Source organism: Exiguobacterium sp. 9-2, assembly GCF_036287235.1.
Classification (GTDB): domain Bacteria; phylum Bacillota; class Bacilli; order Exiguobacteriales; family Exiguobacteriaceae; genus Exiguobacterium_A.
In genome coordinates this window covers 698,289-719,924 of sequence record NZ_CP142850.1, presented here as the reverse complement: position 1 = coordinate 719,924, position 21,636 = coordinate 698,289, and the positions used below count along the sequence as shown (strand labels likewise).

The window sequence follows — 21,636 nt, the reverse complement described above, 5'->3', positions numbered from 1 at the left end:
TTTATACTCGTTCTAACGCCCCAAAAAACGTACGATAAGTTTGTGAACACAGAAACATTATATCTGAAATTAAGAAGTCTGTGCCAATAAATCGTTTACAAAATGACAGTTCTGTTACCAGTTCATGAAATGTTCACTGTTTCTTGTAAAGACCGAATGCAGCGTTTAACTGACCACGAATTAAGTCAGAACGTTGCTGTTCCGTTACCTTACGTTCTTTTTCTCGAATTTCGTGCGTGCGCCAACCATCCTCGATTTTTTCCGCGACTTCGACGAGTCGCTCGACATCCGTAAACGAATATTTTCGCGTCTTTCCATTTGTCCGTTCTGGAAAGATTAATTTCCGTTCTTCATAGTAACGAATCTGACGTTCTGACAAGCCGGTCAATTCACAGACGATTCCGATCGACATCACCTTTTTTTCGCGATACTTCATCTTCGTCACTCCTTTCCACAAAAATACCATGTCAGATTTTCTGACACAACACGTTTCTTTGAAAGTATTTCCGTCTAAAGTAAACACATACTTTAAATGGATAAAGGAGGAACGACAATGAAACTGGAACAACTCGCAATTTCAGTCGATACGTTTTATGTCTTATTCGCAGCACTGCTCGTCTTTACGATGCAAATCGGATTCTTACTTCTGGAAACAGGGATGTTACGGGCAAAGAACGCGGGGCACGTCGCTGTTAAACAAATTATCAGCTTCTCAGTTGCCGCTCTCGCCTTTTGGGCTATCGGATTCGGATTGACGTTCGGTGATGGTAACTCCATTATCGGAACAGAAGGATTCTTCTTACATGGAGGATTCAGCAGCCTTGATTGGTCGAACATCACGATTGATGTAAAGTTCCTCTTCCAACTCTCGTTTGTCGCCGTCTCTCTCGCAATCGCTTGGGGCGGATTCGCAGAACGTGCTAAATTATCCGTTTACTTGTTGTTCGGAACGTTTTTCGTTGCTATCATCTATCCGATCATTGCTCGTTCCGTTTGGGCAGGTGGATTCCTTGGTTCGCTCGGAATGCAAGATTTCGCCGGGTCAACGGTCGTCCACTTACAAGGTGGGATTGCTGCACTTGTTGCTGCTTTACTGCTTAAGAAACGAATCGGTGCTGAAAAAACACCGTTGCTTGGACACAATGTCATTTATTCTGTCGTCGGTGCCTTCATCCTCTGGTTATGTTGGTTCGGCTTCAACGCTGGTTCGACATTAACGATTGCCGACGGATTCTTTAGTTACGTTGCTTTGACGACGTTACTCGCGACTGCAGCAGGTGCCCTCGGCGCTCTTGCCATCTCATTCTGGCACCGTCGCGTCGCAGATATTCCTTCGATCATCAACGGCGTATTAGCTGCACTCGTCGCCATCACAGCAGCCTGTGCCTTTGTGGAACCATGGGCAGCCGTCGTCATTGGTTTCCTTGCTGGTGTGATCACGTATGGAACGAGCATTCTTCTCGCAAGTCGCGTGGATGATCCACTTTGTGCCTTCTCCGTTCATGGCGTCGCTGGTATCTGGGGTACACTCGCAACTGGATTCTTCGCTTCACCTCGACTCGTTGAAATCACAGGTATCGGACAAGCAGGACTCTTCTATGGAGGTGGCTTCACGCAACTCGGTGTTCAAGCTCTTGGTGTCGTCTTTGCTATCGTCATCGTCAGCGTCTTAAGTTATGCTTTCTTAAAAGTCCTCGACCTTACGATCGGACTTCGAATCACACGCGAAGATGAACTCCGTGGTCTTGACGTCGCGGAACATGGTCAAGCTTCTTACGATCTTCCTGCTCCTGTCAGCAAGGAATTGCATATGGTTGAAGAAGAAGATCTATCAAACGAACGTGTCAATTAATGGTTCATAACGAATAAGAGCCTACGCGATGAATATTCATCACGTAGGCTCTTTCGTGTTTATTACTTTCGGGCGTAGTATTCACCAATCATAAGTGCCAAAGCTGCCCCACCCACGACATAGATGGATCCGCTTAAGAAGAATCCAAGTAACGTCAAAATGATACATTGACTGATTGCTGCGAAGCGGATGATTTTCTGTTTAGCATGTACGGCATTCCCAAATGGCAATAAGCGAGTCAACAGATGCTGATCGACTGCTTTCGTAAACGGCGCCAATTGAAAACTCGTTAATCCACCAAATGCAGGAATCGCAAGTGCAACGAACCAAACGTTACCGCTCGCCAACCACATGAACACAGCCCCGATCAGTGTTAAACGAACAATCAATCCGATGCCGTCCCCACTCCGGATGAACTGTTTGACATACAAATAATCAAATGTCGTCTGGGCTTGGTACGGAAACCGCTCGACCATGTTACTTAAGAGACGACGGTGTTTATACGTTGCCGATAGATGTGGAACATCGACGAACCAGTTGGCTAGTCGATAAAAACGATCACGTGATTCTCGTTCGAGCGCAATCCATTCACGTAACGGGAGATGATCCTGACGCTTCAGATGAAGGACGATCATTAACAGCAAGGCAACGACGATCGACATCCACGCCATATCGATGATGACGAGTAGTGCTGCTCCAAATGCATACAATAACACTGTTCGATGTGCGATGCCTTCAAGTTTCGACAAATTCGCTGCCGCTCCGAATAGGGCAAGAGCTACGCCCATTAAGACAAGTTCAAACGGTGTCGTCTGTTCTGTCCGAACATAGAGAACAACGACTGCTAGAAACGGAATCACGGCACGAATGATACCAAAAATCGCATTATATGCGCGCACCTGCTGCATGAAACTGGATAACTTCGCTAACACGGGTAATAGAAACACTTGATCCGCCTCGACAAGAAACGTTCGACTTGTCCGGTAGAGCGGCAGAATCAGAAATAAGGCTGCCATGACGAATCGACCTGGAAATGATGGATCGAGTTGGTCGAGGAAACGACCGTAGACGACTAATGCGTATAAAATAACAAAGTAGACGGTGAATAATAGTCCACCATTCGCCATATATCGTGTATATTTCACTGTTTCCGTCATCGCCGCCTGATACCGTTCCTTCCATAAGGACTGGCTATTCATCGTTCTGCCTCCTCGATCGCAGCAACGTACAGATCATCCAGCGTTCCATCTTGTAGTCCATAGCGAGCTCGTAAAGCAGCCGTTGTCCCTTCCGCCGCAATATGTCCTTCATGTAAGAGAACGAATCGGTTGCAGTGGCGCTCGGCTGTCTCCAGGATATGCGTTGACATTAAAATTCCTTTACCGTCCTGCTTGAGTTCACTGAAAATCTGAAGCAACTCTCGGATTGCCAGTGGATCAAGTCCAACGAATGGTTCATCAACGATCAACAATTCACTCCCCGTGACAAGGGCGCACAAGATCATTGCTTTTTGTTTCATCCCTTTTGAGAAGACACTTGGAAACCACTCTAATTGTTTCGTCATCCGAAGACGTTCAGCATAATGATTTGCTCGTTCTATCGCTACTGCTTCTTCGACATCATATCCTTGTGCCATGAGGCGAAGGTGCTCCCGTAACGTTAGTTGTTCATATAACATCGGCTGTTCCGGAATATACGCGACTTGACGACGATACTCGGTTTCGTTCGTCGCTAAATCCAATCTATTGATTCGTACAGATCCCGTTTTGACCGGTAATAGACCGAGGATGTGTTTAATCGTCGTTGATTTCCCCGCACCATTTAAACCGATTAAACCAACGAGTTCCCCTTGATCCACTTCAATATTGATATCATGAAGGACTGTTTTAGATCCGTATCCTCCTGATAAACCCTTGATCTCTAATAACATGTTTGCCACTCCCTTTAAGCTCATCGTAAGGTAGATCTTCTTAGACTTTCTAGCTTCGTGCCTCATTTTTTAAAATATAATGTTTTAATACTTGTTTTTTCGGCAATTACTCTAAGTGTAATCGTTACATCAATATATGAAAACGATTTACATGCAAATCGAAAGTGAAAACGATGAATCGTTCATTTAATCTTTATCAAGTGGTCTAATCTTCTAGTCCTTTCAATGAATGAATGATTTCAATTTTTTCACTTTCACACGTGTTTATAACTGCCTGAAAACAGGTAAAACTAATATGTAGAGGAGTTGTTTAAAAATGGGATTCTTATGGGCATTAATCGTTGGTGGTCTCATCGGTTGGATCGCAAGTTTAATCATTGGAAAAGATGTACCGGGCGGCATCATCGGTAACATCATCGCTGGTTTCATCGGTTCGATGATTGGTCAAGCTATCTTTGGTTCAATGGGACCAGAAATTGGCGGATTTGCAGTCATTCCGGCTATTCTCGGGGCAGTCATTTTGATCTTCATCGTCTCACTTATTCTCCGGGCAGTACGCAAGTAATCATATATTTTAATCGAAAAGGAGTGTTTTGAAATGGGATTCTTATGGGCATTAATCGTTGGTGGTATTATTGGATGGTTAGCAAGTCTAATTTTAGGTAAAGACGTACCAGGCGGTATCATTGGTAACATCATCGCTGGTTTCGTTGGTGCATTGATCGGTCAAGCATTATTCGGAAATTGGGGTCCAATGGTTGCTGGATTCGCAATCGTACCTGCTTTACTCGGAGCTATCATTCTCATCCTCATTGTATCGTTCATTCTCCGTGCGGTGAATAAACGATAAACAAAAAATCCTCGGACATGATGTCCGAGGATTTTTTATGCGTTAGTTTTTTATACTTTAATCTTTTAATTGTAACCACATGCCATCTTCTCGCTCGACGACACGTTTTTCCACTCGTAAATTCAACCATTCGAACACGCCTTCGAGAAAGCTAGATGGATATTCCCAAACCGTACCGACGCGCTCTCGCTTCTTTCGTTCTGGTTTTCCAGCGACAGCTTCCAATTCATCCGGAGTTTTATTCAATCGGATTAATAACTCCTCCACCTGTCCCGACTGATAGGTCACTTCATATCCATCGTACCGTGCTCGATTCGCAACTGTCGAATCAGGCGTTCCGAACGCGTTCTCGAATGCATCGCGCGATTTCCCGAGATAGCTGGTCATCGTATCGATACTTTTTCCAGTCCGCGCTTTCACTTCCGTCTCAAGTAATGTTTTAATATCGACTGCATATTCGTTTGATACAGTCGTATTGAACTGATCAGCTAATTTAAAATCAACTGCCGTGTTTGGTTCATCACCGAGTTGAACGGTTTTTGAGTCCTGAACGGTCTGTCCTGATTGGTCGGCACTCACCTGGACATCATATTCTCCTGGAGAACGCTTGATTTCTAGTGATGTTCCATCCATCGTTCCAATGACTTCCCCGTCTAATGATACTTCTGTTTTAGGGACATCACTTGAAACGATCAATCGTTGTGGATTCAGATTGAGAGAATACCGGTCATACCAAAGCCATCCATCCTCTTTTTGTAACGTAAATAGATGTGCCTTTACTTGTTTACCAGAGTCTTGATCCTGTTTGACTTGTTTGATGACCCGATCTGTTCGTTCTGATTCAGTCGTCAACCAAGTAATGAGTCGTGTCGCCTCACTCATCGGTAATGGTTTATCGTTCATCGTGACTAGTTGTTGGAATCCACGCTGATCCTTTTCCTTCAATAGAGTAGCAAGCCGCTCGTCCGTTTTCTCCATTTTTGCCGCCTCTTGCATGTTGCGCCCAAACCAAAAGGCAACTAACAAAAACAGACAGGCGATGAAGGCGCTACCAATGAGTAAACGTCGTTTTCGTTTTTTCTGTGCCGTTGAGGCTATTCGTGATGCCATGCACTTCGCTCCTTTTTCTCCATTAGCTGTATGGTCTTAAGTGTATCGGGTTCAAGTTGACTGTCAATCGTGCGGAAGGCGGAAACTTTCCGTATACTAATATTATCTTACCCAAAGGAGTGACTGTTCCATGCAAAAAGAATCATGTATCTTCTGTAAAATCGCTCGCAAAGAAGTCCCTGGTCATATCGTATTTGAGAACGAAACCGTTCTCGCCTTCCTCGACTTGTCACAAGTGACGAAAGGACATACGCTCGTTATCCCAAAACAGCATGCCGATAATATGTATGATCTCTCGCCTGAACAGGCACAGGACGTGTTTGCGACGATTCCGCAAATCAGCCGTGCGCTTCAACAAGAGACAAATGCAGCTGGTATGAACCTTCTATCCAATACAGGAAAAGTAGCTGGTCAATCAGTCTCACACTTCCATTTACATCTCATTCCTCGTCACGATAAACAAGACGGATTCGGCGCGAAGTGGGAAGTCCATAACGACGACTACACGGCAGAAGAATTGGCTGAACTCGCAAATTCAATCGCTTCGCATATCTAAGTCCGCTCTTTTTCTTCTCTTCTTAGAAAAATATTGCCGAAATAGGTTTCTTTCACTCAATTTTCGGTAAAATAATATGAAACAAATATTTTAATATTAAAAAGGAGGTTTATCATGTCGAAGCGTCCCGCCCGTAACTGGGTCGCTTTTGGTGCTACGCTAACACTTGTGACTTTTTATGGTCTAAAGGCGCTTCGCCAAGGTACGAAAAGCGACTCTTCGAACGGTCATCAACGTCGAAATTCTTATTCTACAATCGTAACGAATGTGCAGGATTTGACCCACGAGGGCAAGAACTTAGTAGAGACAGCAAAAGTGTCTGGTATGCACTTCAAGGAAGAAGTCATGCAGAGCGTCTCGGAATACCAAACGGAAGTCCAAGCATCGCTCACGAAGATCCAGTCTCTCGCTGATGAAGCGAAACAGGAAGCAGACCAGCTTTCTCCACAAAAGTAAGATCCGTTGCTTCGATTTGTTTTTGTATAGTTTGCATTTTGCGCGTTTGAGCCATTGTCACCTTTCGAAAGGATGAGTCAGATATGGAACACGAAAAGTTATATCCTGGACAAGAGGCATTATTGTATAGCCATAAAATTGTCCAATTAAGCAAAGCACTATGGAAAACGGTAGAAAAAGATTGGCAAAATTGGATCAAGCCTTTTGATCTAAACATCAACGAACACCATATTTTATGGATTTCGCATGCCCTAGGTGGTGCCTCGATTTCTGAGATCGCGAAGTATGGTGTCATGCACGTCTCGACGGCATTCAACTTCTCGAAGAAGTTAGAGGACCGCGGATTGTTGACGTTCTCGAAAAAGGAAACCGATAAACGAAATACCTATGTCCAGTTGACACCGGCAGGCGAATCGCTTTTACTCGAGACGATCCAAGCATTCCGTCCCGAAGAAAATGGCGTCTTCCGCGCATCACTTCCTCTTCAGGAATTGTACGGTAAGTTCCCAGAACTGACGGATATTTCTGCAATCGTGCGTCGTTTGTACGGAGACAGCTTCATGGACATCTTTGCCGAGACATCGAAGATGATCACGGAAGAAGCAGATCGCCGTCCGCAAGATCCTGTCATGGACTCGATAAAAAAAGCATAAGCATACTATCATCAAAAGCGTTTTAGCCTTCAGCTAGAATGCTTTTTTTAGGTCTTATTTCCTCATGACAGGGACATTACTACTATGTCTCAAGAGCGTTATTTCCCTCACAATTTCCCATAAAAATTATCCTCAACCGACTACCTGGATGTGATAGCATGGAAAAGAGCAAGTATCTCTTGGCATGACAAGATACAGCTGTCAACCAAACGAGAATATGATATGATAAAACGGTTGAAATAAATGGTAAATTAGGGGTGTATGTATGAAAAAGAAATTGCTAGGCGCAGCAGCAGTCGCAAGTGTATTTACGTTAGCAGCATGTGGATCAAATGACGAAGCCGTCATCAATTACAAAGGTGGCGAAGTCAACAAGGCTGACGTCCAAGATGAAGCATACGAAAAAGCTGGTGCTCAAATCGCCTTCCAGCAAACGATGAACAAATTGCTTGAAAAGAAATACGGTAAGGAAGTCACGGACAAAGAAGTCGAAGCAGAAGTCAAGAAAACAAAAGACCAGTTCCCGGATAAAGAGCAGTTCAGCTCAACACTGAAATCTGCTGGAATCAAGAACGAAAAAGAATTCGAAAAAGTACTTCGCACACAAATGCTCTTAACAGAAGCAAAATCTGCGAAATCAAAAGTAACAGATAAAGAAATCCAAGAGCGTTTCGATCAAGAAAAAGTCGAAGTCAAAGCAAGCCATATCCTTGTTGCGAAAGAGTCAGAAGCAAAAGACATCAAAAAGCAATTGGATAAAGGCGCAGACTTCGCGAAACTTGCAAAAGAAAAATCAACAGATACAGGTAGCGGTGCAAAAGGTGGAGACCTCGGGTACTTCACAAAAGGTAAGATGGTCAAGGAATTCGAAGATTACGCGTTCAAGGATGGCGTTGAAGGTAAAATCTCCGATCCGATCAAAACACAATTCGGCTATCACATCATTAAAGTAGTCGATCGCAAAGAGAAGAAAAACTTCACGCTCGATAAAGAAAAAGCACGTATTAAAAAAGCACTTGCTGAAGAGAAAGCAGCACAAGTCAACCCGAACGATATTTATCGTTCACTCATGAAAGAATACAATGTCAAAGTCGAAAACAAAGACTTCAAAGACGCTTTCGATCTAGACAAACAAGAACAACAACAAATGCAACAACAAATGATGCAACAACAGCAATAATCAAAAAAAGGAAGCCATGACGGCTTCCTTTTTTACGTTGTTTTTCATAGAGTGAGGAATTAGCGAACCGTCCGGATCGGAGCTCGTTCGTATTGCTTTGGCAAGGCGACCGTATCTCCTAGTTCGGCTGCCGCATGATATACCCAATAAGGTTGGCGAAGAAGTTCACGTGCGAGCAGGACAATATCTGCTCGACCGTTACGGACGATCTCTTCTGCATGAGCTGCTGTCGTAATCAATCCAACCGCTCCTGTTGCCATGCCTGTCTCTCGTTTCAATTCTTCCGCATAGCTGACTTGATAGCCCGGATATACTTCCGGTACAGCGTTGGCGACGACAGCACCTGAACTACAGTCGAGTAGGTCGATGTTACGTGCTGCTAGTTCTTTCGCAAGTGGAATATAATCCGTCGCCGTCATTCCCCCTGTTGCGTGATCCGCTGCTGAAATCCGGACCCAAATCGAGAGCTGTGAGACTGCTTGAATTCCATCAATGATTTCTAACAACAAGCGCATCCGATTTTCAGTCGATCCGCCGTACTGGTCTTCTCGAATATTGGATAACGGAGAGAGGAACGTGTTCAATAAATAACCATGTGCGCCATGGATTTCAATGAAGTCATATCCTGCTCGTTCCGCTCTTAATGCTGCATCGATGAACTGTTGTTTGATTGTCGCGATTTCCTCAAGTGTCAATGCACGGGGATGCATATACGTATCATCAAACGGTAAAGCGCTCGGTGCGACGGGTGGTTCTGCCGTCGTGCTTTTACGCCCGGCATGGGCCAGTTGGATCCCCGCTTTTGCGCCCGCTGCTTTGACTTGCTGTGCGATTCGTTGTAATCCTTCGATATGTGAATCTGACCAGATCCCAAGGTCCCCAGCTGAAATGCGACCATCTGGCGTGACAGCACTCGCTTCTAAAATGACACCACCAACGCCTCCCATTGCACGGGTTGCATAGTGTGTGACGTGCCAATCCGTCACGAGTCCATCTTCTTTTGCACTGTACATGCACATTGGCGCCATAATGACCCGATTGCGGAATGTCAACGTTCCGAGTTGAACCGTATCAAACAACTTCGTCTTCATCTTTCTTCCCCCTTATAGCTTCGGACGATAGAAAGCACGATTATCTAGTGCAAATGATCGTTCTGAGAACTGTCCCGGTTCGACATATTCAAGAAGACGATCCATCATCGTCATTCGCGCATCGAGGTTATCGATCAAGAACAAGACTTCAGCCTCACGCATTTGTGGTGCTACAGCAGATCCCCATTCCGGTCGTCCATGATGACTTAAGACGAGATGTTGCAAGACAGTCAGTACTTCTGCGTCAATTTGTAATTCTGCTCCGACTTTTTCGAGTTCCGCTACCATCATCGTAATATGACCGACGAGTTTACCAGGTAACGTATATTCCGGTGCAACCGGATCGGATAACTCCTTGATTTTCGCATAATCATGTAGAATGATGCCACTGATTAGCACGTCACGGTTTAAGGTCGGATAGAGTTGAGCGATTTGATCCGCTAAGCGCAACATCGAAAGGACGTGGTACGACAGTCCCGAGTAAAAGGCATGATGATTCTTGACCGCTGCCGGATGCGTGAAGTAGGCGTCAAATCGTGAAGTGATCAAATGTTTGACGAGCTTTTTCATGTCACTGTTTTGAATCGATTCTACGAACGCGAGTACTTCCGTCTCAATCTGCTCTCGTGGAATAGGTGCTGATTGAACATAGTCCTCGACATTCGTCTCCTCTAGGACCGTAATTTGTTTGAGCTTCAGTTGTGTCCGTCCTCGATAGTCCATGACTTCTCCAGCAGCATGAACGATTGACTTTGGCGCATATTTTTCAAGGTCACTCGTATCCCACATCTTCGTCTCGATTTCGCCTGTCTTATCCGTCAAGATGAGCGTTAGGTATGGTTTCCCATTTGCTGCAATTCCTTTGACTGCTTGCTTGATCATCGCTCGTTGATCGAGCGTTTCTCCAACTGCTAACTTCCCGATTCCTTTCATTCTTGAAACACGTCCTTTATCTGTAAAATAGGTGTCTTTTTTATATTCCATTGACTACACTTAAGGCATATACTATTTCATTCTACTATATGGGAGTCATGAACATGGAACTGGAACCTCAATTTAATTGGTCCCGCTATCTCGATTTAGCTGACTATGAACAAATATTTCCGACGGCTGCCGTCGACCAATCCGAAATGGACTGGATCACGCAGTTGCGATCGAAAGATATGAACTTCACGCGTTCAGAAAAAGGGGTTCTCTATGGCGCTGTCGTCACATGGCAAAACCCTGTCGACAAAAGTGACCGCCGCTCGATTTGCTTTTATGTAACGAAAGAAAAACTGATTACGATCGGATTGTCGGATTCAATCGTGTCCTTAGTCTCACCCTATTCTCCCGCTCATCCATTCGCGGCTTTTTATACGATTCTCGCTTTACAGTTGAATACGTATTTCGCCGGTATCGATCAGTTTGAGACAGAACTGTTTTCAAGACAAGATGAACTACGCGGCAGCATCAATGAAGATTCGCTTGATAGCATCTTCGCGTTACGCGACACGATTGAGAACTGGTCCGATTTGATCGTTCCATTTCAAGAACTCGTCATGGCTGGCGAAGAGTCGTTTCTCGAGGAAGAAACGTATCTTGAGGACATTTCCTTGAAACTAGCTATGAAACGTGTCCGCCGTCTGTTGATGCTCATTGAACACTATCAAAAAGACATTGAAGTCCTTCTCGACTTATCAACGACCGTTTCGAACTTCCGAGGAAACGAGATTATGAAGGCATTAACGATCTTTACTGCCGTCGCGACACCGACGATGGCCCTCGGTGCGATTTGGGGGATGAACTTTAAAATCATGCCGGAATTAGACTGGAAATACGGCTACGCCCTATCCCTCGGTCTAATCTTTTTATCGACTAGTGGTATCTTTTACTGGATGCGCTGGCGTGGATGGTTAGGCGCTCTTGTGCGTATGCCAAAGAATAGTCGACCAAAAAAATAGATATCAGAACATAAGTTCGTTATACTAATTGTATCATATCCACTGAAAGGAGACGCTTGTCCGATGGAACGAAAAATCATTCATATTGATATGGACGCCTTTTATGCTTCCGTCGAGCAACGCGATCGTCCTCGATTAAAAGGTGTTCCCGTCGTCGTCGGTGGACCGCCTCATGCCCGTGGTGTCGTAGCGACCTGTTCCTATGAAGCACGGAAATACGGCATCCATAGCGCGATGCCTTCAAGACGCGCGTTCCAACTGTGCCCTCGTGCCGTCTTCATTCGTCCTCGTTTTGACGTCTACCGGACTGTCAGTGCGCAAATCATGGAGCTTTTTCGAGAAGTGACACCGCTCGTCGAGCCGCTCTCGCTTGATGAGGCGTATCTTGACGTCACGGAAAATTATTTCGATCAAAAAAGTGCGACGTATATTGCGCAATATATCCTGAAACAAATTAAAGAACGAACGGGTCTGACAGCCTCTGCCGGTGTCTCTAACTCTAAGCTCGTCGCGAAGGTCGCTTCCGGATATGAAAAGCCAAACGGGATGACCGTCGTCCCACCAGAAGAAGTTCTCAATTTCTTGTCTCCATTGAAAATTGGAGATTTACATGGCGTCGGAAAAGTCACAGAACAAGCGTTACGAAAACAAGGGATTGAAACCGTCGCAGATGTTCAAGCAATGCCCGTCGAACAATTGCGGGCTTTGCTTGGACGCGATCGGGGAACGGAACTACATGCAATGGCGCATGGGATCGATGAACGACCAGTTCGTCCGGAACGCGAGCGAAAATCGATTGGTTCTGAGACTACCTTTGAAGAAGATACGGAGGATATCGATACGATATTTGAGACGTTGATTCGAGAATCAAAATCTGTCATTGCAAGTCTTCAAAAAAAAGAACTCGTCTGCCGAACGATTACGATCAAGTGGAAGACCGACACATTCCAGTCACGTTCGAAACGGCATACGTTTGCAGAAGAGACGGCGGACGAAGAACGATTACTTGAGGAAACAACGAAACTGTTCAATGGCATTACCTTCGATGGACCAATCCGCTTGATTGGTATGACGGTCAGTCACCTGACTACTCCTCCCGCTGCGAGACAGTTGACGTGGCAGGACTTGGACTTACGCTTGTGAAATGAATAGCGATTCATTATACTGAGTACAAGACCAATCAGACAAGGGGGAACAAGTATGCAGTATACGATTACAGTATTTTCAGATCGTGGTGAAACGTTACTCGATGACGTCTTTGAAGCAGAGACGGATGGTCAGGCACGAGAAGAAGGGATTAGACGCTTGAATGAAAGCGGTTATGCCCATCATGCAGCTCGCGTTACACGTTCAGGTCGTCTCATTCATTTCGAGCGCGCTTACTTACCACGAATCGTTCCTGCGTCATCTTAAACCATACTAAAAAAGGAAGACGCGCTATATCGGCACGTCTTCCTTTTGTTTACTTATTGCACGTCGTCTTGTTGCTCCATCATCGGCGCGTAGAGTTCTTCTAACGGCTTCATGATGATTTGTGTGACTTCCGTCAGCATCGTATGCATCCGTTGCTCTTCTTGCATCAGCTGACTGATCAATGGATTGTTTTGTACTTCAAGCATCTTTGTTTGTGCAGACGCCATATCGTCTGGTGTAATTTCTTCACCTTGCATCTGTTTTTGTTGTAATTCGAGTTGGATGTTACGGAACGACGCGAACAATTCGTTTGATTCCGGATCTGCGTTAACTTGCGTATACAAATCTTTTAATGTCGTGTACTCCGAAGTTTCGCGTAATGCACGCTCCAGCGTGTACGCGTGATCGTATAAATTTGTTTCTGCCATGAGTAAAACCTCCAATTTGTTTAGACGAGATAAAGTCCCGCCTGTATCAATCCAATTAAACCACCTAATAACCCTCCAAGCCAAGTGATAGCACGGAATTCCCGCTTGGAAATCGATAAGACGATTTCCTCGAGATACGCAGTATCAAGCAAATCAACTTCTTCTCGAACGATTGTTTCGAGATCGAGCGTCTGAAGGATCTGCCCGATTTGATTCGTCGTCCGTTCGAATAGATGATCGATGATGACAGGGACATGTCGCTCGAGTAATTGTGACTCGAGTGGATTCAACCAAACGCGTAGCGGTGTAGCAAGCATCGACTCAATCGGTAAACGTGCCATGACTTGTTCTTTGACGGTCTGTCGAATCCGCGACTCCGTCTCTTCCGTCATATAGGATGAAAGCGGGCGATCCAGTCCCTTTTGCCATTCCTGACGTAATAAGGCAAGAATGAACTGAGACGTCGACTCTGATTGAAATACCCTTTTCAGCTCCGGCTGAATCATATCGACGACGTTGACATTTGCGAGCAACATCCCGAACATCCCGCCACCCAGTCGCTGTTGGATGAAACGAGCAACGGTTTCCTCGAGTTGTAGACGTCCTTCTGGTCCGTCAAAGTATGCTTCTGCTTGGTGTAATACGGATGCGACTAGTCGCGGCATGACTTCTTCAATTTTTTGTTCTCCGCTTGCTCCGATCAAGTCGCGTACGGATTGCTCCCGCCATTTATTCATCAGACGCGAAAACTCCTGCTCCAAGTGATAACTGATTTTCCCTTGGATCCGTTGTTTTGGTTCGTCGATGAATCGACTAATCCACGCTTCCGTCGTCTCTTCCGAGCGTGTCCATTTCATGACTTCTTGTTCGACGAGACGCGTGACGGCTCCACGAACAGCTGGTGATGCGAGACGTTTCCCAATCCCTTCTGGCGTCAAGAGATGCTTGACGACCGTCCGTCCGAGATTTGCTGCCAGTTCATTCCGTCGTTTTGGAATCAGACCAGGCGTGAATGGTACGCGAAATTTTCCAATGTATTTCGGTTCAAGTGGTCGAAACAACATTCGGATCGCCAAATGGTTCGTGATCGCTCCGATAAGAGCACCGATGATGACGATTCCAACAAGCTTCAACACGAGTAACAAAGTGTCTGACATAAGTTATCATTCCTTCCGATTTTCGACTTATGGTAAAGTCGAGATAGTTAGTTATGTACGATTTAGGAGTGATGCCGTGTGTTACGACAACTGATGACTGTATTCAATGACCAGCTTACGACCGATCCGAATCTGTATTGCCAGGAACAGTATAGCGTATATCGCCTTACAGATGGGCTTTGTTTTGGGATCAAGACGACTGCCATCTCCGACCGTGAACAACAACTACTTGATGTATTTGCCGAGCGCATCATCACGACGTCGCGGTCAGATATCGATCTATGGCGAGAACGTCTCCAATCTGCTCATGCTGTGGAAGATCGACCATTTCGACTTGTCCACTTTTTATTTAATCCAACTGATGAACGTACGAGTGAGGAAATCCAACAACTGCTCTCCTCTTTCTTTTCGCAGACCAGTACGCTCATTCCTTTCAGTACTCATCGTTTTACGATCATCGAACGAGAAGAATTCGTTATTGAGGCAGAACTACACGATTTATTTTTAGCACTACAATCTGATTTTGTGCTCGATGGTAAGGTGTTGCTTGGTCAACAGCGTGCTACCGGCGACATTGCCGTTCAATTCCAACTCGAACAAGCAGCGCTCACCTTCGTCCCTTCTACGCAAATCGAACGTTTTTTACCTGCCATGACTCGTCTTGCAAGTCTAGATGACCGATATCGGGCAACACTCGTCGATCAGTTCATCCTGTCCCTCGAGCCAGAGTCTCGTGAGACGATCCTCGCTTTTTGCCGAGCTAACTTGAATGTCTCTTTGACAGCAAAACATCTATACTTACATCGGAACAGTCTCCAGTATCGACTTGACCGCTTAACGGAACAGACAGAAATCGATGTTCGGTCGTTTGAAGGGGCCACTTTTCTTTATACCTTGTTACTTGTAGCATGATGCCTAATTGAAAACGTTTGCATTTAGTCAGGTTGTCCATAGGCAGACTACCTGACTTCTTTTATACTATTTCTTGTAAGCGTTATTATTTCATCATTTACTAGGGGGAACTACAACATGGCTGAAATTCGTCTTGAACATATCGATAAAATCTACTCAGGTGATGCAAAAGCGGTTGATGATTTCAATCTGCATATTAAAGATAAGGAATTCATCGTCTTCGTTGGACCATCTGGTTGTGGGAAATCGACGACACTCCGGATGATCGCTGGACTTGAAGAAATCTCAGGTGGAGACTTTATCATCGACGGTAAACGCATGAATGATGTAGCGCCAAAAGATCGCGATATCGCGATGGTCTTCCAAAACTACGCTTTGTATCCACACATGAACGTCTTCGATAACATGGCGTTCGGATTAAAGCTTCGGAAGTTCCCGAAAGATGAAATCAAGCAACGCGTTGATAACGCAGCTCGTATCCTTGGTCTTGAAGAATATCTCGAGCGGAAGCCAAAAGCACTCTCTGGTGGTCAGCGTCAACGGGTCGCGATTGGTCGCGCCATCGTTCGTGATGCTAAAGTCTTCTTAATGGATGAGCCGCTCTCGAACTTGGACGCTAAATTACGTGTACAAATGCGTAAGGAGATCATTCAGTTACACAAACGTCTTGAGACGACGACGATTTACGTCACGCACGATCAGACGGAAGCGATGACGCTTGCGACACGGATCGTCATCATGAAAGCCGGAATCATTCAACAAGTCGGTACGCCGAAGGAAGTCTATGATCACCCGGATAACATGTTCGTTGCTGGATTCATCGGTTCACCATCGATGAACTTCTTGACAGGTAAACTGGCAGAAGACGGTCTCTTCCATGTTTCAGGAACAGAAGAGAAATTCGAAGTACCAGAAGGAAAAATGAAAGTTCTCCGCGACCGCGGTTACACGAATAAAGATCTCGTCCTCGGAATTCGTCCAGAAGACATCCATGCGGAATTGATCTACCAAGACACTAAAACAGCACATCGTTTCCCAGCGCATATCGAAGTATCCGAATTGATGGGTGCAGAGTCTTATCTCTACTCAAAAGTCGGACAACAAGCATTCACGGCACGTGTCGATTCACGTTCACATGTCGAGATGGGATCACAGCTTGATCTCTTCTTCGATATGACAAAAGCACACTTCTTCGATGCTTCAACAGAAGCAACGATTCGTTAATCACATCATCGATCAGTTATGATGTTTCAGACTGTCCATTTAAGGGCAGTCTTTTTTATTGACAGACGTTCCTGTAACTTTGTATGATACTGCTTGTAGCTTAAAATTAATCCTATTCGAAAACTAGGAATTGAAATCATTCATTTATAAAAGGAGAGAGCGCTATGAAACACGGTTTGAAATTAGCTGTAGCAGCATTATCGACAGCGGGGGTGCTTGCAGCATGCGGCGCTTCGAACGACAACGCAGGTTCTGGTAAAGAGTCAAAAGTCATTACAGTCGGAACGGAAGCAACATACCCACCATTCACGTACAAAGAAAAAGGAAAATTGATGGGTTATGACGTAGATGTCATGAACGAAGTCGCAAAACGTGCTGGCTATAAAGTCGATTACAAAGCGATGGACTTTAAAGGACTCATCCCGGCACTCGATTCAAAACGAATCGATGTCATTGCGAACCAAATGGGTATCACACCTGAGCGTCAAGAAAAGTACGCTTTTTCTGATGCGTATACGGTCTCTGGTTCAACGATCATCGTCAACAATAAAACGAACGACATCAAAACACTCGACGACTTAAAAGGAAAAACAGTCGGTTCGACACAAGGTTCACTTTATGCGAAAACAGCTGAAGAAGCTGGCGCTAAAGTAAAATACTACAAAGGTGCGAACCAAGTCCTGAAAGATCTTGAAGCAGGTCGCGTTGATGCAGCCATGAACGATCGTCTCTTCGTTTTGACGGAGTTGAAAAAAGCTGGCTATAAAGTCAAAGCGGTCGGTGAGACGTTCGACAAGAACGAATCTGGTTTCATGATGGCGAAAAACAGCAAGTATACAAAAGACTTCAATAAAGCACTCGCTGAGATGCAAGAAGACGGCACTCTTGCAAAAATCGGTAAGAAGTACTTCAACGAGGATATCAGTAAGTGAGTGAATTACTGACGATCGTCCGGGATAACTCGGACGTCTACGCAAAGGCGATTGGCACGACCCTTCTAGCAAGTGGTCTCGCCATCGTCTTTGCGCTTATTCTCGGGTTGATTCTTGCCGTCATGCGTGATAGCCGCGTTGCCGTTTTCAGCGGTTTTGCACGTTTATACGTCTCGTTCTTCCGCGGAACGCCACTCTTGTTGCAAATCTTGATTCTTTATAATGGTCTCGTCACGCTTCAATTAACTGGATTCCAAGCACTTGCCTTCGGTTTGTCACTTCACTTTTCCGCATATATCTCGGAATCGTTCCGCGCTGCCATCTCCTCTGTCGATCGTGGACAATGGGAAGCTGCTGACTCACTTGGAATTCCGCGTCGCAAGACATTCAAGGACGTTATCCTGCCGCAAGCACTATCTCGGGCGATTCCACCGCTTTCGAACTCTGTCATCGATATCATCAAGTCGACATCACTCGGTACGATCGTTGCTGTCGAGGAATTAACGTACGTCTCTGACCAGATTTCAGCGACGACATACCTCGTCATGCCGCTACTTTTGTTCTCCGCTGCAATTTACTGGGTCATGTCAACACTTATTCAAAGCGTCCAACATCGTTTAGAAGCACGTTTCAGCATTCCAGAATGAATTTTTCACACTTGGAACCGTCAGGATTTCAAGTGTATTTTTTTAGATTTTTTGAGGTTTAGCACTAGTCAATCCGGGAATAATCAAGTATACTAATAAAAATCAGAATTATCTGACAAATTACAAAGGAGCGTGGCCGAGATGAAACAAGTAATTGAAGCTTTCCGTAGACAAGATGCAGAGCAGCGAATTCCAGTGCTACGTCTCGAAATCGATTATGAGCTCAGTACGCTCTTCGATGCGATTCAAGCCAATGACCAAGCTGGCATGTCAGCAAGTAAAGATCGTTTAGATAAATATCGTCAGGAGATGCTTCGCTTAGAAGCTTAACCTCATAGATCTCCCATCTCTCCTCCCCCTTGAGATGGGACTTTTTTTGTTTACTGTTACTCTATTCATAAACGAAAGAGAGGATCGTTTCCAGATCGTGTACTGGTCGATCCTCTCGCTTCATTTCTTAAACAGAAAATATTTTATGCGTTTATTTCTGTCTCACAGTCTAGATTAATCGACATCACGACCTCGTGATGCCTTCAAAATCTCAAACCATTGCTCGCGCGTCAACGACAGATTCGTCGAACGAACAGCAGATTCGATGCGTTCAATCTTACCAGAACCAACGATCGGCATGATACGTGCTGGATGTTTAAGTAACCATGCATATGCGACTTCGTCGATTTCTTTTGCCCCGATCTTTTCAGCGATCTCAGCTAATTTTTCACGTAACGGTGCGTATCGCTCGTCCTTAAAGAGACGACCGCCCGCAAGCGGACTCCATGCCATCAATGGCATCTCATTTTCATGACACAGATCGACGGATCCATCCTCGAAATGTTTCAGTTCCGAAACCGATAACTCGAGTTGGTTCGTCACGAGCATGAACGGTAAGCGTGATTGTATAAGACTCTGTTGTGCAGGTGTATGGTTCGATAGACCGAATGTCCGTACCTTACCCGCGTCCTTCAGCTCAACGAACGCTTCTGCAATCTCGTTCGGATCCATCAATGGATCTGGACGGTGAATCAACAACGTATCGACGTACTCGACACCGAGTTCTTGCAGGGAACGATTGACCTGTTTGATAATATGCTCTTTCGTCGTATCATAGAACGATAATGACTGATCCGAGAAATGATTCCCTTTCATCTTGATGCCCGTCTTCGTGACGATCTCCATCCGGTCACGTAATTCCGGTTTTAAGGCAAGAGCTTCCCCGAATAAGCGTTCATTCGTATAATCGCCATAGATATCTGCGTGATCAAACGTCGTAATTCCTAAAGCAAGGCATGCTTCAATCAATTCAAGACGCTCTTCCTTCGTCATTTCCCATTCATTCAATCGCCACAGACCATGAATGATCCGTGAGAATGATAAATCTTCTGTTAGCTGAATCCGTTCCATGTTTCTTCCACTCCTCTATCGTATGAACTCTATCTCGTTTACTGTACCTCAAAATGGTAACGGTTGCACGAATTTCAATTTTCAATGCTCTAAGACAAAAAACAGGATTCCGTCATCGACGGAATCCTGTTTAGGACTTATTGAATTTGCTCGACTTCCTGCATGACTTCATCTTCGATTTGCTGACGTTTTCGTGTCGTCTCAGCAGCATCTGGTGACGTGACGCTGAAATAGAACTTAATTTTTGGTTCCGTGCCCGATGGACGAAGGCAGAACCACGATCCATCACTGAGCGTGAACTTCAAGACATTGGATTTTGGCAGATTGATCGGTGAGGGTTGATGTGTCTTCAGATCGTGAGCGATGCTCGCATCATAATCCTCGAACAAGACGACCTGTTCTCCAGCCACTTGTTTTGGTGGATTCTCACGGAACGTATCCATGATACGACCAATCTGTGCCACGCCATCCTTCCCTTTGAGCGTCAGAGAGCGGAGTGACTCTTCAAAGTACCCGAACTGCTCGTAAATCGACTGTAATGCCTCATAGAGCGTCCGTCCTTCTTTTTTGTGATACGCAGCCATCTCAGCAGCTAACAAGCACGCTTGGACGGCATCCTTGTCGCGGCAGAAGTCCCCGATGAGATATCCATAGCTCTCTTCATAGCCGAAGAGATACTCATATTGACCCGATGCATTGTATTGTTTGATTTTTTCCCCGATGAACTTAAAGCCTGTCAACGTGTTCTCGACATGGAGATCATAATGACGTGCAATCAACGCACCTAGTTCTGAAGTAACGATTGTCTTCGCGACAAATCCGTTCTCTGGTAGTGTCCCCTGCGCCGCTTTTTGTGAAAGGATATAGTCAAGCAACAATGCCCCCGTCTGATTCCCTGTCAAGACTGTCCATTCTCCGTCTGCATCACGTGTTGCTACTCCGACGCGGTCAGCATCGGGATCCGTCGCAATCAAGATATCGGCATCTGTACGATCTCCGTATTCGATCGCCAGTTTAAAGGCAGCATGTTCTTCCGGGTTCGGTGACGTCACGGTCGGGAATGCACCGTCTGGCTCTGCTTGCTCCTTAACGACTGTCACGTGTTCGAAACCGTAACGTTTCAAGCCTTCTGTTACCGGGACAAGACCTGTTCCGTGAAGTGGAGTGAAAACGATTTTTAGTGGATCGGCTAATTCCGATTGGATTGAAGGTAAGACACGAATCGTCTGTAATTTTTCTTGATACGCTTCGTCAAGTTCTTCGCCGACACGGACGATTAAACCGTTCGCACGAAGGACCTCTTCTTGCTCAAGTTCAATCGACAGCTCGTCTTCGATTTGACTGACGTACGATACGAGTTCATCCGCTTCTTTTGGTGGAAGTTGTCCACCGTCGTCTCCGTACACTTTATAGCCGTTGTATTCTGGTGGGTTGTGACTCGCTGTGATGACGATCCCGCCCGCTGCTTGTAAAGACCGAACCGCAAACGAAAGTTCTGGTGTCGGACGTAGACCGTCGAACAGATACGCTTTGATGCCGTTACTTGCGAGCGTCCGTGCCGCCTCCAGCGCAAATTCTGGTGAGAAATGGCGTGAATCGTGTGCGATGACGATTCCTTTTGCTGCCGCTTCTTCTCCTGATGCCTTAATGAATGCTGCGAACCCTTGTGAAGCTTTTCGAACTGTATACACATTCATCCGGTTCGTTCCGACACCGATCTCCCCGCGCATACCACCTGTTCCAAACTCGAGTTCTTTATAGAATGCTTCTTCAGCTGCTTTTTCATCCGCTGCTAGCGTGACGAGTTCTTCTTTTAATGTACTGTCAAGATCAGCGAACTGATCCCATTTTTGATAGGTTTCTTTCCATGACATAGTAAATCGACTCCTTTTTGAATGAGG

General features: G+C 45.4%; 25 protein-coding genes. 15 read left to right on the top strand and 10 right to left on the bottom strand.

Features of this window, described 5'->3' with window-relative positions; all coding sequences use genetic code 11:
* Positions 1-133 precede the first annotated feature (133 nt).
* On the bottom strand, positions 134-436 hold the full coding sequence (locus VJ374_RS03775; protein WP_035409401.1) for a MerR family transcriptional regulator: 303 nt from the start codon (positions 434-436) through the stop codon (positions 134-136).
* Between the two features lie 117 nt (positions 437-553).
* Between VJ374_RS03775 and VJ374_RS03770 the strand changes: the two genes are divergently transcribed.
* Positions 554-1,852, top strand: a complete 1,299-nt coding sequence (locus tag VJ374_RS03770) for an ammonium transporter (RefSeq protein WP_035409402.1) — start codon at positions 554-556, stop codon at positions 1,850-1,852.
* 62 nt (positions 1,853-1,914) lie between these two features.
* Here the strand turns inward: VJ374_RS03770 and VJ374_RS03765 are convergent, their stop codons facing one another.
* Together VJ374_RS03765 and VJ374_RS03760 are read right to left on the bottom strand one after the other, a co-directional pair.
* Positions 1,915-3,051: an ABC transporter permease gene (locus tag VJ374_RS03765; protein WP_329470208.1), complete on the bottom strand. Its 1,137-nt coding sequence runs from the start codon at positions 3,049-3,051 to the stop codon at positions 1,915-1,917.
* Positions 3,048-3,782 carry an ABC transporter ATP-binding protein gene (locus tag VJ374_RS03760; RefSeq protein ID WP_035409404.1) on the bottom strand — a complete coding sequence of 245 codons (735 nt, stop codon included), beginning with the start codon at positions 3,780-3,782 and terminating at the stop codon, positions 3,048-3,050. Before VJ374_RS03760 ends, VJ374_RS03765 begins: the two co-directional genes overlap by 4 nt.
* A 316-nt stretch (positions 3,783-4,098) precedes the next feature.
* Between VJ374_RS03760 and VJ374_RS03755 the strand changes: the two genes are divergently transcribed.
* Positions 4,099-4,347, top strand: coding sequence for a GlsB/YeaQ/YmgE family stress response membrane protein (locus tag VJ374_RS03755; RefSeq protein ID WP_035409405.1), 249 nt, complete (start codon positions 4,099-4,101; stop codon positions 4,345-4,347).
* A 33-nt stretch (positions 4,348-4,380) separates the two neighbouring features.
* Complete coding sequence (locus tag VJ374_RS03750; protein WP_023467348.1) at positions 4,381-4,632, top strand: GlsB/YeaQ/YmgE family stress response membrane protein; 252 nt, start codon at positions 4,381-4,383, stop codon at positions 4,630-4,632.
* Between the two features lie 57 nt (positions 4,633-4,689).
* On the opposite strand, the gene VJ374_RS03745 is transcribed toward VJ374_RS03750, so the two are convergent.
* Positions 4,690-5,742, bottom strand: coding sequence for a TcaA second domain-containing protein (locus tag VJ374_RS03745; RefSeq protein ID WP_035409406.1), 1,053 nt, complete (start codon positions 5,740-5,742; stop codon positions 4,690-4,692).
* 130 nt (positions 5,743-5,872) lie between these two features.
* Here VJ374_RS03745 and VJ374_RS03740 point away from each other — a divergent pair, with 130 nt between their 5' ends.
* From VJ374_RS03740 to VJ374_RS03725, 4 genes are all read left to right on the top strand, one after another.
* Entirely contained in the window at positions 5,873-6,298 is a 426-nt protein-coding gene (locus VJ374_RS03740; RefSeq protein WP_056059960.1) for an HIT family protein, read from the top strand.
* A 114-nt stretch (positions 6,299-6,412) separates the two neighbouring features.
* Positions 6,413-6,754 carry a hypothetical protein gene (locus tag VJ374_RS03735; RefSeq protein WP_035409409.1) on the top strand — a complete coding sequence of 114 codons (342 nt, stop codon included), beginning with the start codon at positions 6,413-6,415 and terminating at the stop codon, positions 6,752-6,754.
* 83 nt (positions 6,755-6,837) lie between these two features.
* Entirely contained in the window at positions 6,838-7,407 is a 570-nt protein-coding gene (locus tag VJ374_RS03730; RefSeq protein WP_035409411.1) for an HTH-type transcriptional regulator Hpr, read from the top strand.
* Positions 7,408-7,672: 265 nt separating this feature from the next.
* A complete protein-coding gene (locus tag VJ374_RS03725; RefSeq protein WP_035409413.1) occupies positions 7,673-8,587 on the top strand; it encodes a peptidylprolyl isomerase in 915 nt (304 codons plus the stop codon).
* Positions 8,588-8,646: 59 nt separating this feature from the next.
* On the opposite strand, the gene namA is transcribed toward VJ374_RS03725, so the two are convergent.
* The gene (gene namA, locus VJ374_RS03720) at positions 8,647-9,678 is read right to left on the bottom strand and encodes an NADPH dehydrogenase NamA (RefSeq protein ID WP_329470203.1); all 1,032 of its coding nucleotides are present in this window, start codon (positions 9,676-9,678) and stop codon (positions 8,647-8,649) included.
* A gap of 12 nt (positions 9,679-9,690) precedes the next feature.
* Positions 9,691-10,611, bottom strand: a complete 921-nt coding sequence (locus VJ374_RS03715) for an HD domain-containing protein (RefSeq protein ID WP_029340932.1) — start codon at positions 10,609-10,611, stop codon at positions 9,691-9,693.
* A gap of 104 nt (positions 10,612-10,715) precedes the next feature.
* Between VJ374_RS03715 and VJ374_RS03710 the strand changes: the two genes are divergently transcribed.
* The 3 genes from VJ374_RS03710 (at position 10,716) to VJ374_RS03700 (ending at position 13,034) form a co-directional block, all read left to right on the top strand.
* Entirely contained in the window at positions 10,716-11,621 is a 906-nt protein-coding gene (locus VJ374_RS03710) for a magnesium transporter CorA family protein (protein WP_056059954.1), read from the top strand.
* A gap of 63 nt (positions 11,622-11,684) precedes the next feature.
* Entirely contained in the window at positions 11,685-12,764 is a 1,080-nt protein-coding gene (gene dinB / locus VJ374_RS03705; RefSeq protein ID WP_308101119.1) for a DNA polymerase IV, read from the top strand.
* Between the two features lie 57 nt (positions 12,765-12,821).
* The gene (locus tag VJ374_RS03700) at positions 12,822-13,034 is read left to right on the top strand and encodes a YhzD family protein (RefSeq protein WP_056059948.1); all 213 of its coding nucleotides are present in this window, start codon (positions 12,822-12,824) and stop codon (positions 13,032-13,034) included.
* Between the two features lie 53 nt (positions 13,035-13,087).
* On the opposite strand, the gene VJ374_RS03695 is transcribed toward VJ374_RS03700, so the two are convergent.
* Both VJ374_RS03695 and VJ374_RS03690 read right to left on the bottom strand, forming a co-directional pair.
* Entirely contained in the window at positions 13,088-13,462 is a 375-nt protein-coding gene (locus tag VJ374_RS03695; protein WP_023467337.1) for a YlbF/YmcA family competence regulator, read from the bottom strand.
* Between the two features lie 20 nt (positions 13,463-13,482).
* Positions 13,483-14,619: a DUF445 family protein gene (locus tag VJ374_RS03690; protein ID WP_329470198.1), complete on the bottom strand. Its 1,137-nt coding sequence runs from the start codon at positions 14,617-14,619 to the stop codon at positions 13,483-13,485.
* Positions 14,620-14,697: 78 nt separating this feature from the next.
* On the opposite strand from VJ374_RS03690, the gene VJ374_RS03685 reads away from it, so the two are divergent.
* From VJ374_RS03685 to VJ374_RS03665, 5 genes are all read left to right on the top strand, one after another.
* A complete protein-coding gene (locus VJ374_RS03685; RefSeq protein WP_056059943.1) occupies positions 14,698-15,531 on the top strand; it encodes a PucR family transcriptional regulator in 834 nt (277 codons plus the stop codon).
* Between the two features lie 117 nt (positions 15,532-15,648).
* On the top strand, positions 15,649-16,755 hold the full coding sequence (locus VJ374_RS03680; RefSeq protein WP_035409428.1) for an ABC transporter ATP-binding protein: 1,107 nt from the start codon (positions 15,649-15,651) through the stop codon (positions 16,753-16,755).
* A 164-nt stretch (positions 16,756-16,919) separates the two neighbouring features.
* Positions 16,920-17,687 (top strand): transporter substrate-binding domain-containing protein, encoded by a 768-nt coding sequence (locus VJ374_RS03675; protein WP_214856772.1) that lies wholly within the window; start codon positions 16,920-16,922, stop codon positions 17,685-17,687.
* The gene (locus VJ374_RS03670; RefSeq protein ID WP_056059938.1) at positions 17,684-18,334 is read left to right on the top strand and encodes an amino acid ABC transporter permease; all 651 of its coding nucleotides are present in this window, start codon (positions 17,684-17,686) and stop codon (positions 18,332-18,334) included. Before VJ374_RS03675 ends, VJ374_RS03670 begins: the two co-directional genes overlap by 4 nt.
* 141 nt (positions 18,335-18,475) lie before the next feature.
* Positions 18,476-18,664 carry a hypothetical protein gene (locus VJ374_RS03665; protein WP_035409434.1) on the top strand — a complete coding sequence of 63 codons (189 nt, stop codon included), beginning with the start codon at positions 18,476-18,478 and terminating at the stop codon, positions 18,662-18,664.
* 174 nt (positions 18,665-18,838) lie between these two features.
* Here VJ374_RS03665 and VJ374_RS03660 read toward each other — a convergent pair whose 3' ends face one another.
* Positions 18,839-19,735, bottom strand: a complete 897-nt coding sequence (locus VJ374_RS03660; RefSeq protein ID WP_056059936.1) for an aldo/keto reductase — start codon at positions 19,733-19,735, stop codon at positions 18,839-18,841.
* Between the two features lie 137 nt (positions 19,736-19,872).
* Positions 19,873-21,609 (bottom strand): phospho-sugar mutase, encoded by a 1,737-nt coding sequence (locus VJ374_RS03655; RefSeq protein WP_056059933.1) that lies wholly within the window; start codon positions 21,607-21,609, stop codon positions 19,873-19,875.
* Between the last annotated feature and the right edge of the window lie 27 nt (positions 21,610-21,636).

Coding starts and splice junctions, on each gene's coding strand:
- VJ374_RS03760 (WP_035409404.1), bottom strand. CDS start 3,782: ATGTTATTAGAGATCAAGGGTTTATCAGGAGGATACGGATCTAAAACA.
- VJ374_RS03660 (WP_056059936.1), bottom strand. CDS start 19,735: ATGGAACGGATTCAGCTAACAGAAGATTTATCATTCTCACGGATCATT.
- VJ374_RS03750 (WP_023467348.1), top strand. CDS start 4,381: ATGGGATTCTTATGGGCATTAATCGTTGGTGGTATTATTGGATGGTTA.
- VJ374_RS03735 (WP_035409409.1), top strand. CDS start 6,413: ATGTCGAAGCGTCCCGCCCGTAACTGGGTCGCTTTTGGTGCTACGCTA.
- VJ374_RS03745 (WP_035409406.1), bottom strand. CDS start 5,742: ATGGCATCACGAATAGCCTCAACGGCACAGAAAAAACGAAAACGACGT.
- namA (WP_329470203.1), bottom strand. CDS start 9,678: ATGAAGACGAAGTTGTTTGATACGGTTCAACTCGGAACGTTGACATTC.
- VJ374_RS03655 (WP_056059933.1), bottom strand. CDS start 21,609: ATGTCATGGAAAGAAACCTATCAAAAATGGGATCAGTTCGCTGATCTT.
- VJ374_RS03665 (WP_035409434.1), top strand. CDS start 18,476: ATGAAACAAGTAATTGAAGCTTTCCGTAGACAAGATGCAGAGCAGCGA.
- VJ374_RS03690 (WP_329470198.1), bottom strand. CDS start 14,619: ATGTCAGACACTTTGTTACTCGTGTTGAAGCTTGTTGGAATCGTCATC.
- VJ374_RS03765 (WP_329470208.1), bottom strand. CDS start 3,051: ATGAATAGCCAGTCCTTATGGAAGGAACGGTATCAGGCGGCGATGACG.
- VJ374_RS03755 (WP_035409405.1), top strand. CDS start 4,099: ATGGGATTCTTATGGGCATTAATCGTTGGTGGTCTCATCGGTTGGATC.
- VJ374_RS03715 (WP_029340932.1), bottom strand. CDS start 10,611: ATGAAAGGAATCGGGAAGTTAGCAGTTGGAGAAACGCTCGATCAACGA.
- VJ374_RS03730 (WP_035409411.1), top strand. CDS start 6,838: ATGGAACACGAAAAGTTATATCCTGGACAAGAGGCATTATTGTATAGC.
- VJ374_RS03740 (WP_056059960.1), top strand. CDS start 5,873: ATGCAAAAAGAATCATGTATCTTCTGTAAAATCGCTCGCAAAGAAGTC.
- VJ374_RS03770 (WP_035409402.1), top strand. CDS start 554: ATGAAACTGGAACAACTCGCAATTTCAGTCGATACGTTTTATGTCTTA.
- VJ374_RS03700 (WP_056059948.1), top strand. CDS start 12,822: ATGCAGTATACGATTACAGTATTTTCAGATCGTGGTGAAACGTTACTC.
- VJ374_RS03680 (WP_035409428.1), top strand. CDS start 15,649: ATGGCTGAAATTCGTCTTGAACATATCGATAAAATCTACTCAGGTGAT.
- VJ374_RS03725 (WP_035409413.1), top strand. CDS start 7,673: ATGAAAAAGAAATTGCTAGGCGCAGCAGCAGTCGCAAGTGTATTTACG.
- VJ374_RS03710 (WP_056059954.1), top strand. CDS start 10,716: ATGGAACTGGAACCTCAATTTAATTGGTCCCGCTATCTCGATTTAGCT.
- VJ374_RS03775 (WP_035409401.1), bottom strand. CDS start 436: ATGAAGTATCGCGAAAAAAAGGTGATGTCGATCGGAATCGTCTGTGAA.
- dinB (WP_308101119.1), top strand. CDS start 11,685: ATGGAACGAAAAATCATTCATATTGATATGGACGCCTTTTATGCTTCC.
- VJ374_RS03675 (WP_214856772.1), top strand. CDS start 16,920: ATGAAACACGGTTTGAAATTAGCTGTAGCAGCATTATCGACAGCGGGG.
- VJ374_RS03695 (WP_023467337.1), bottom strand. CDS start 13,462: ATGGCAGAAACAAATTTATACGATCACGCGTACACGCTGGAGCGTGCA.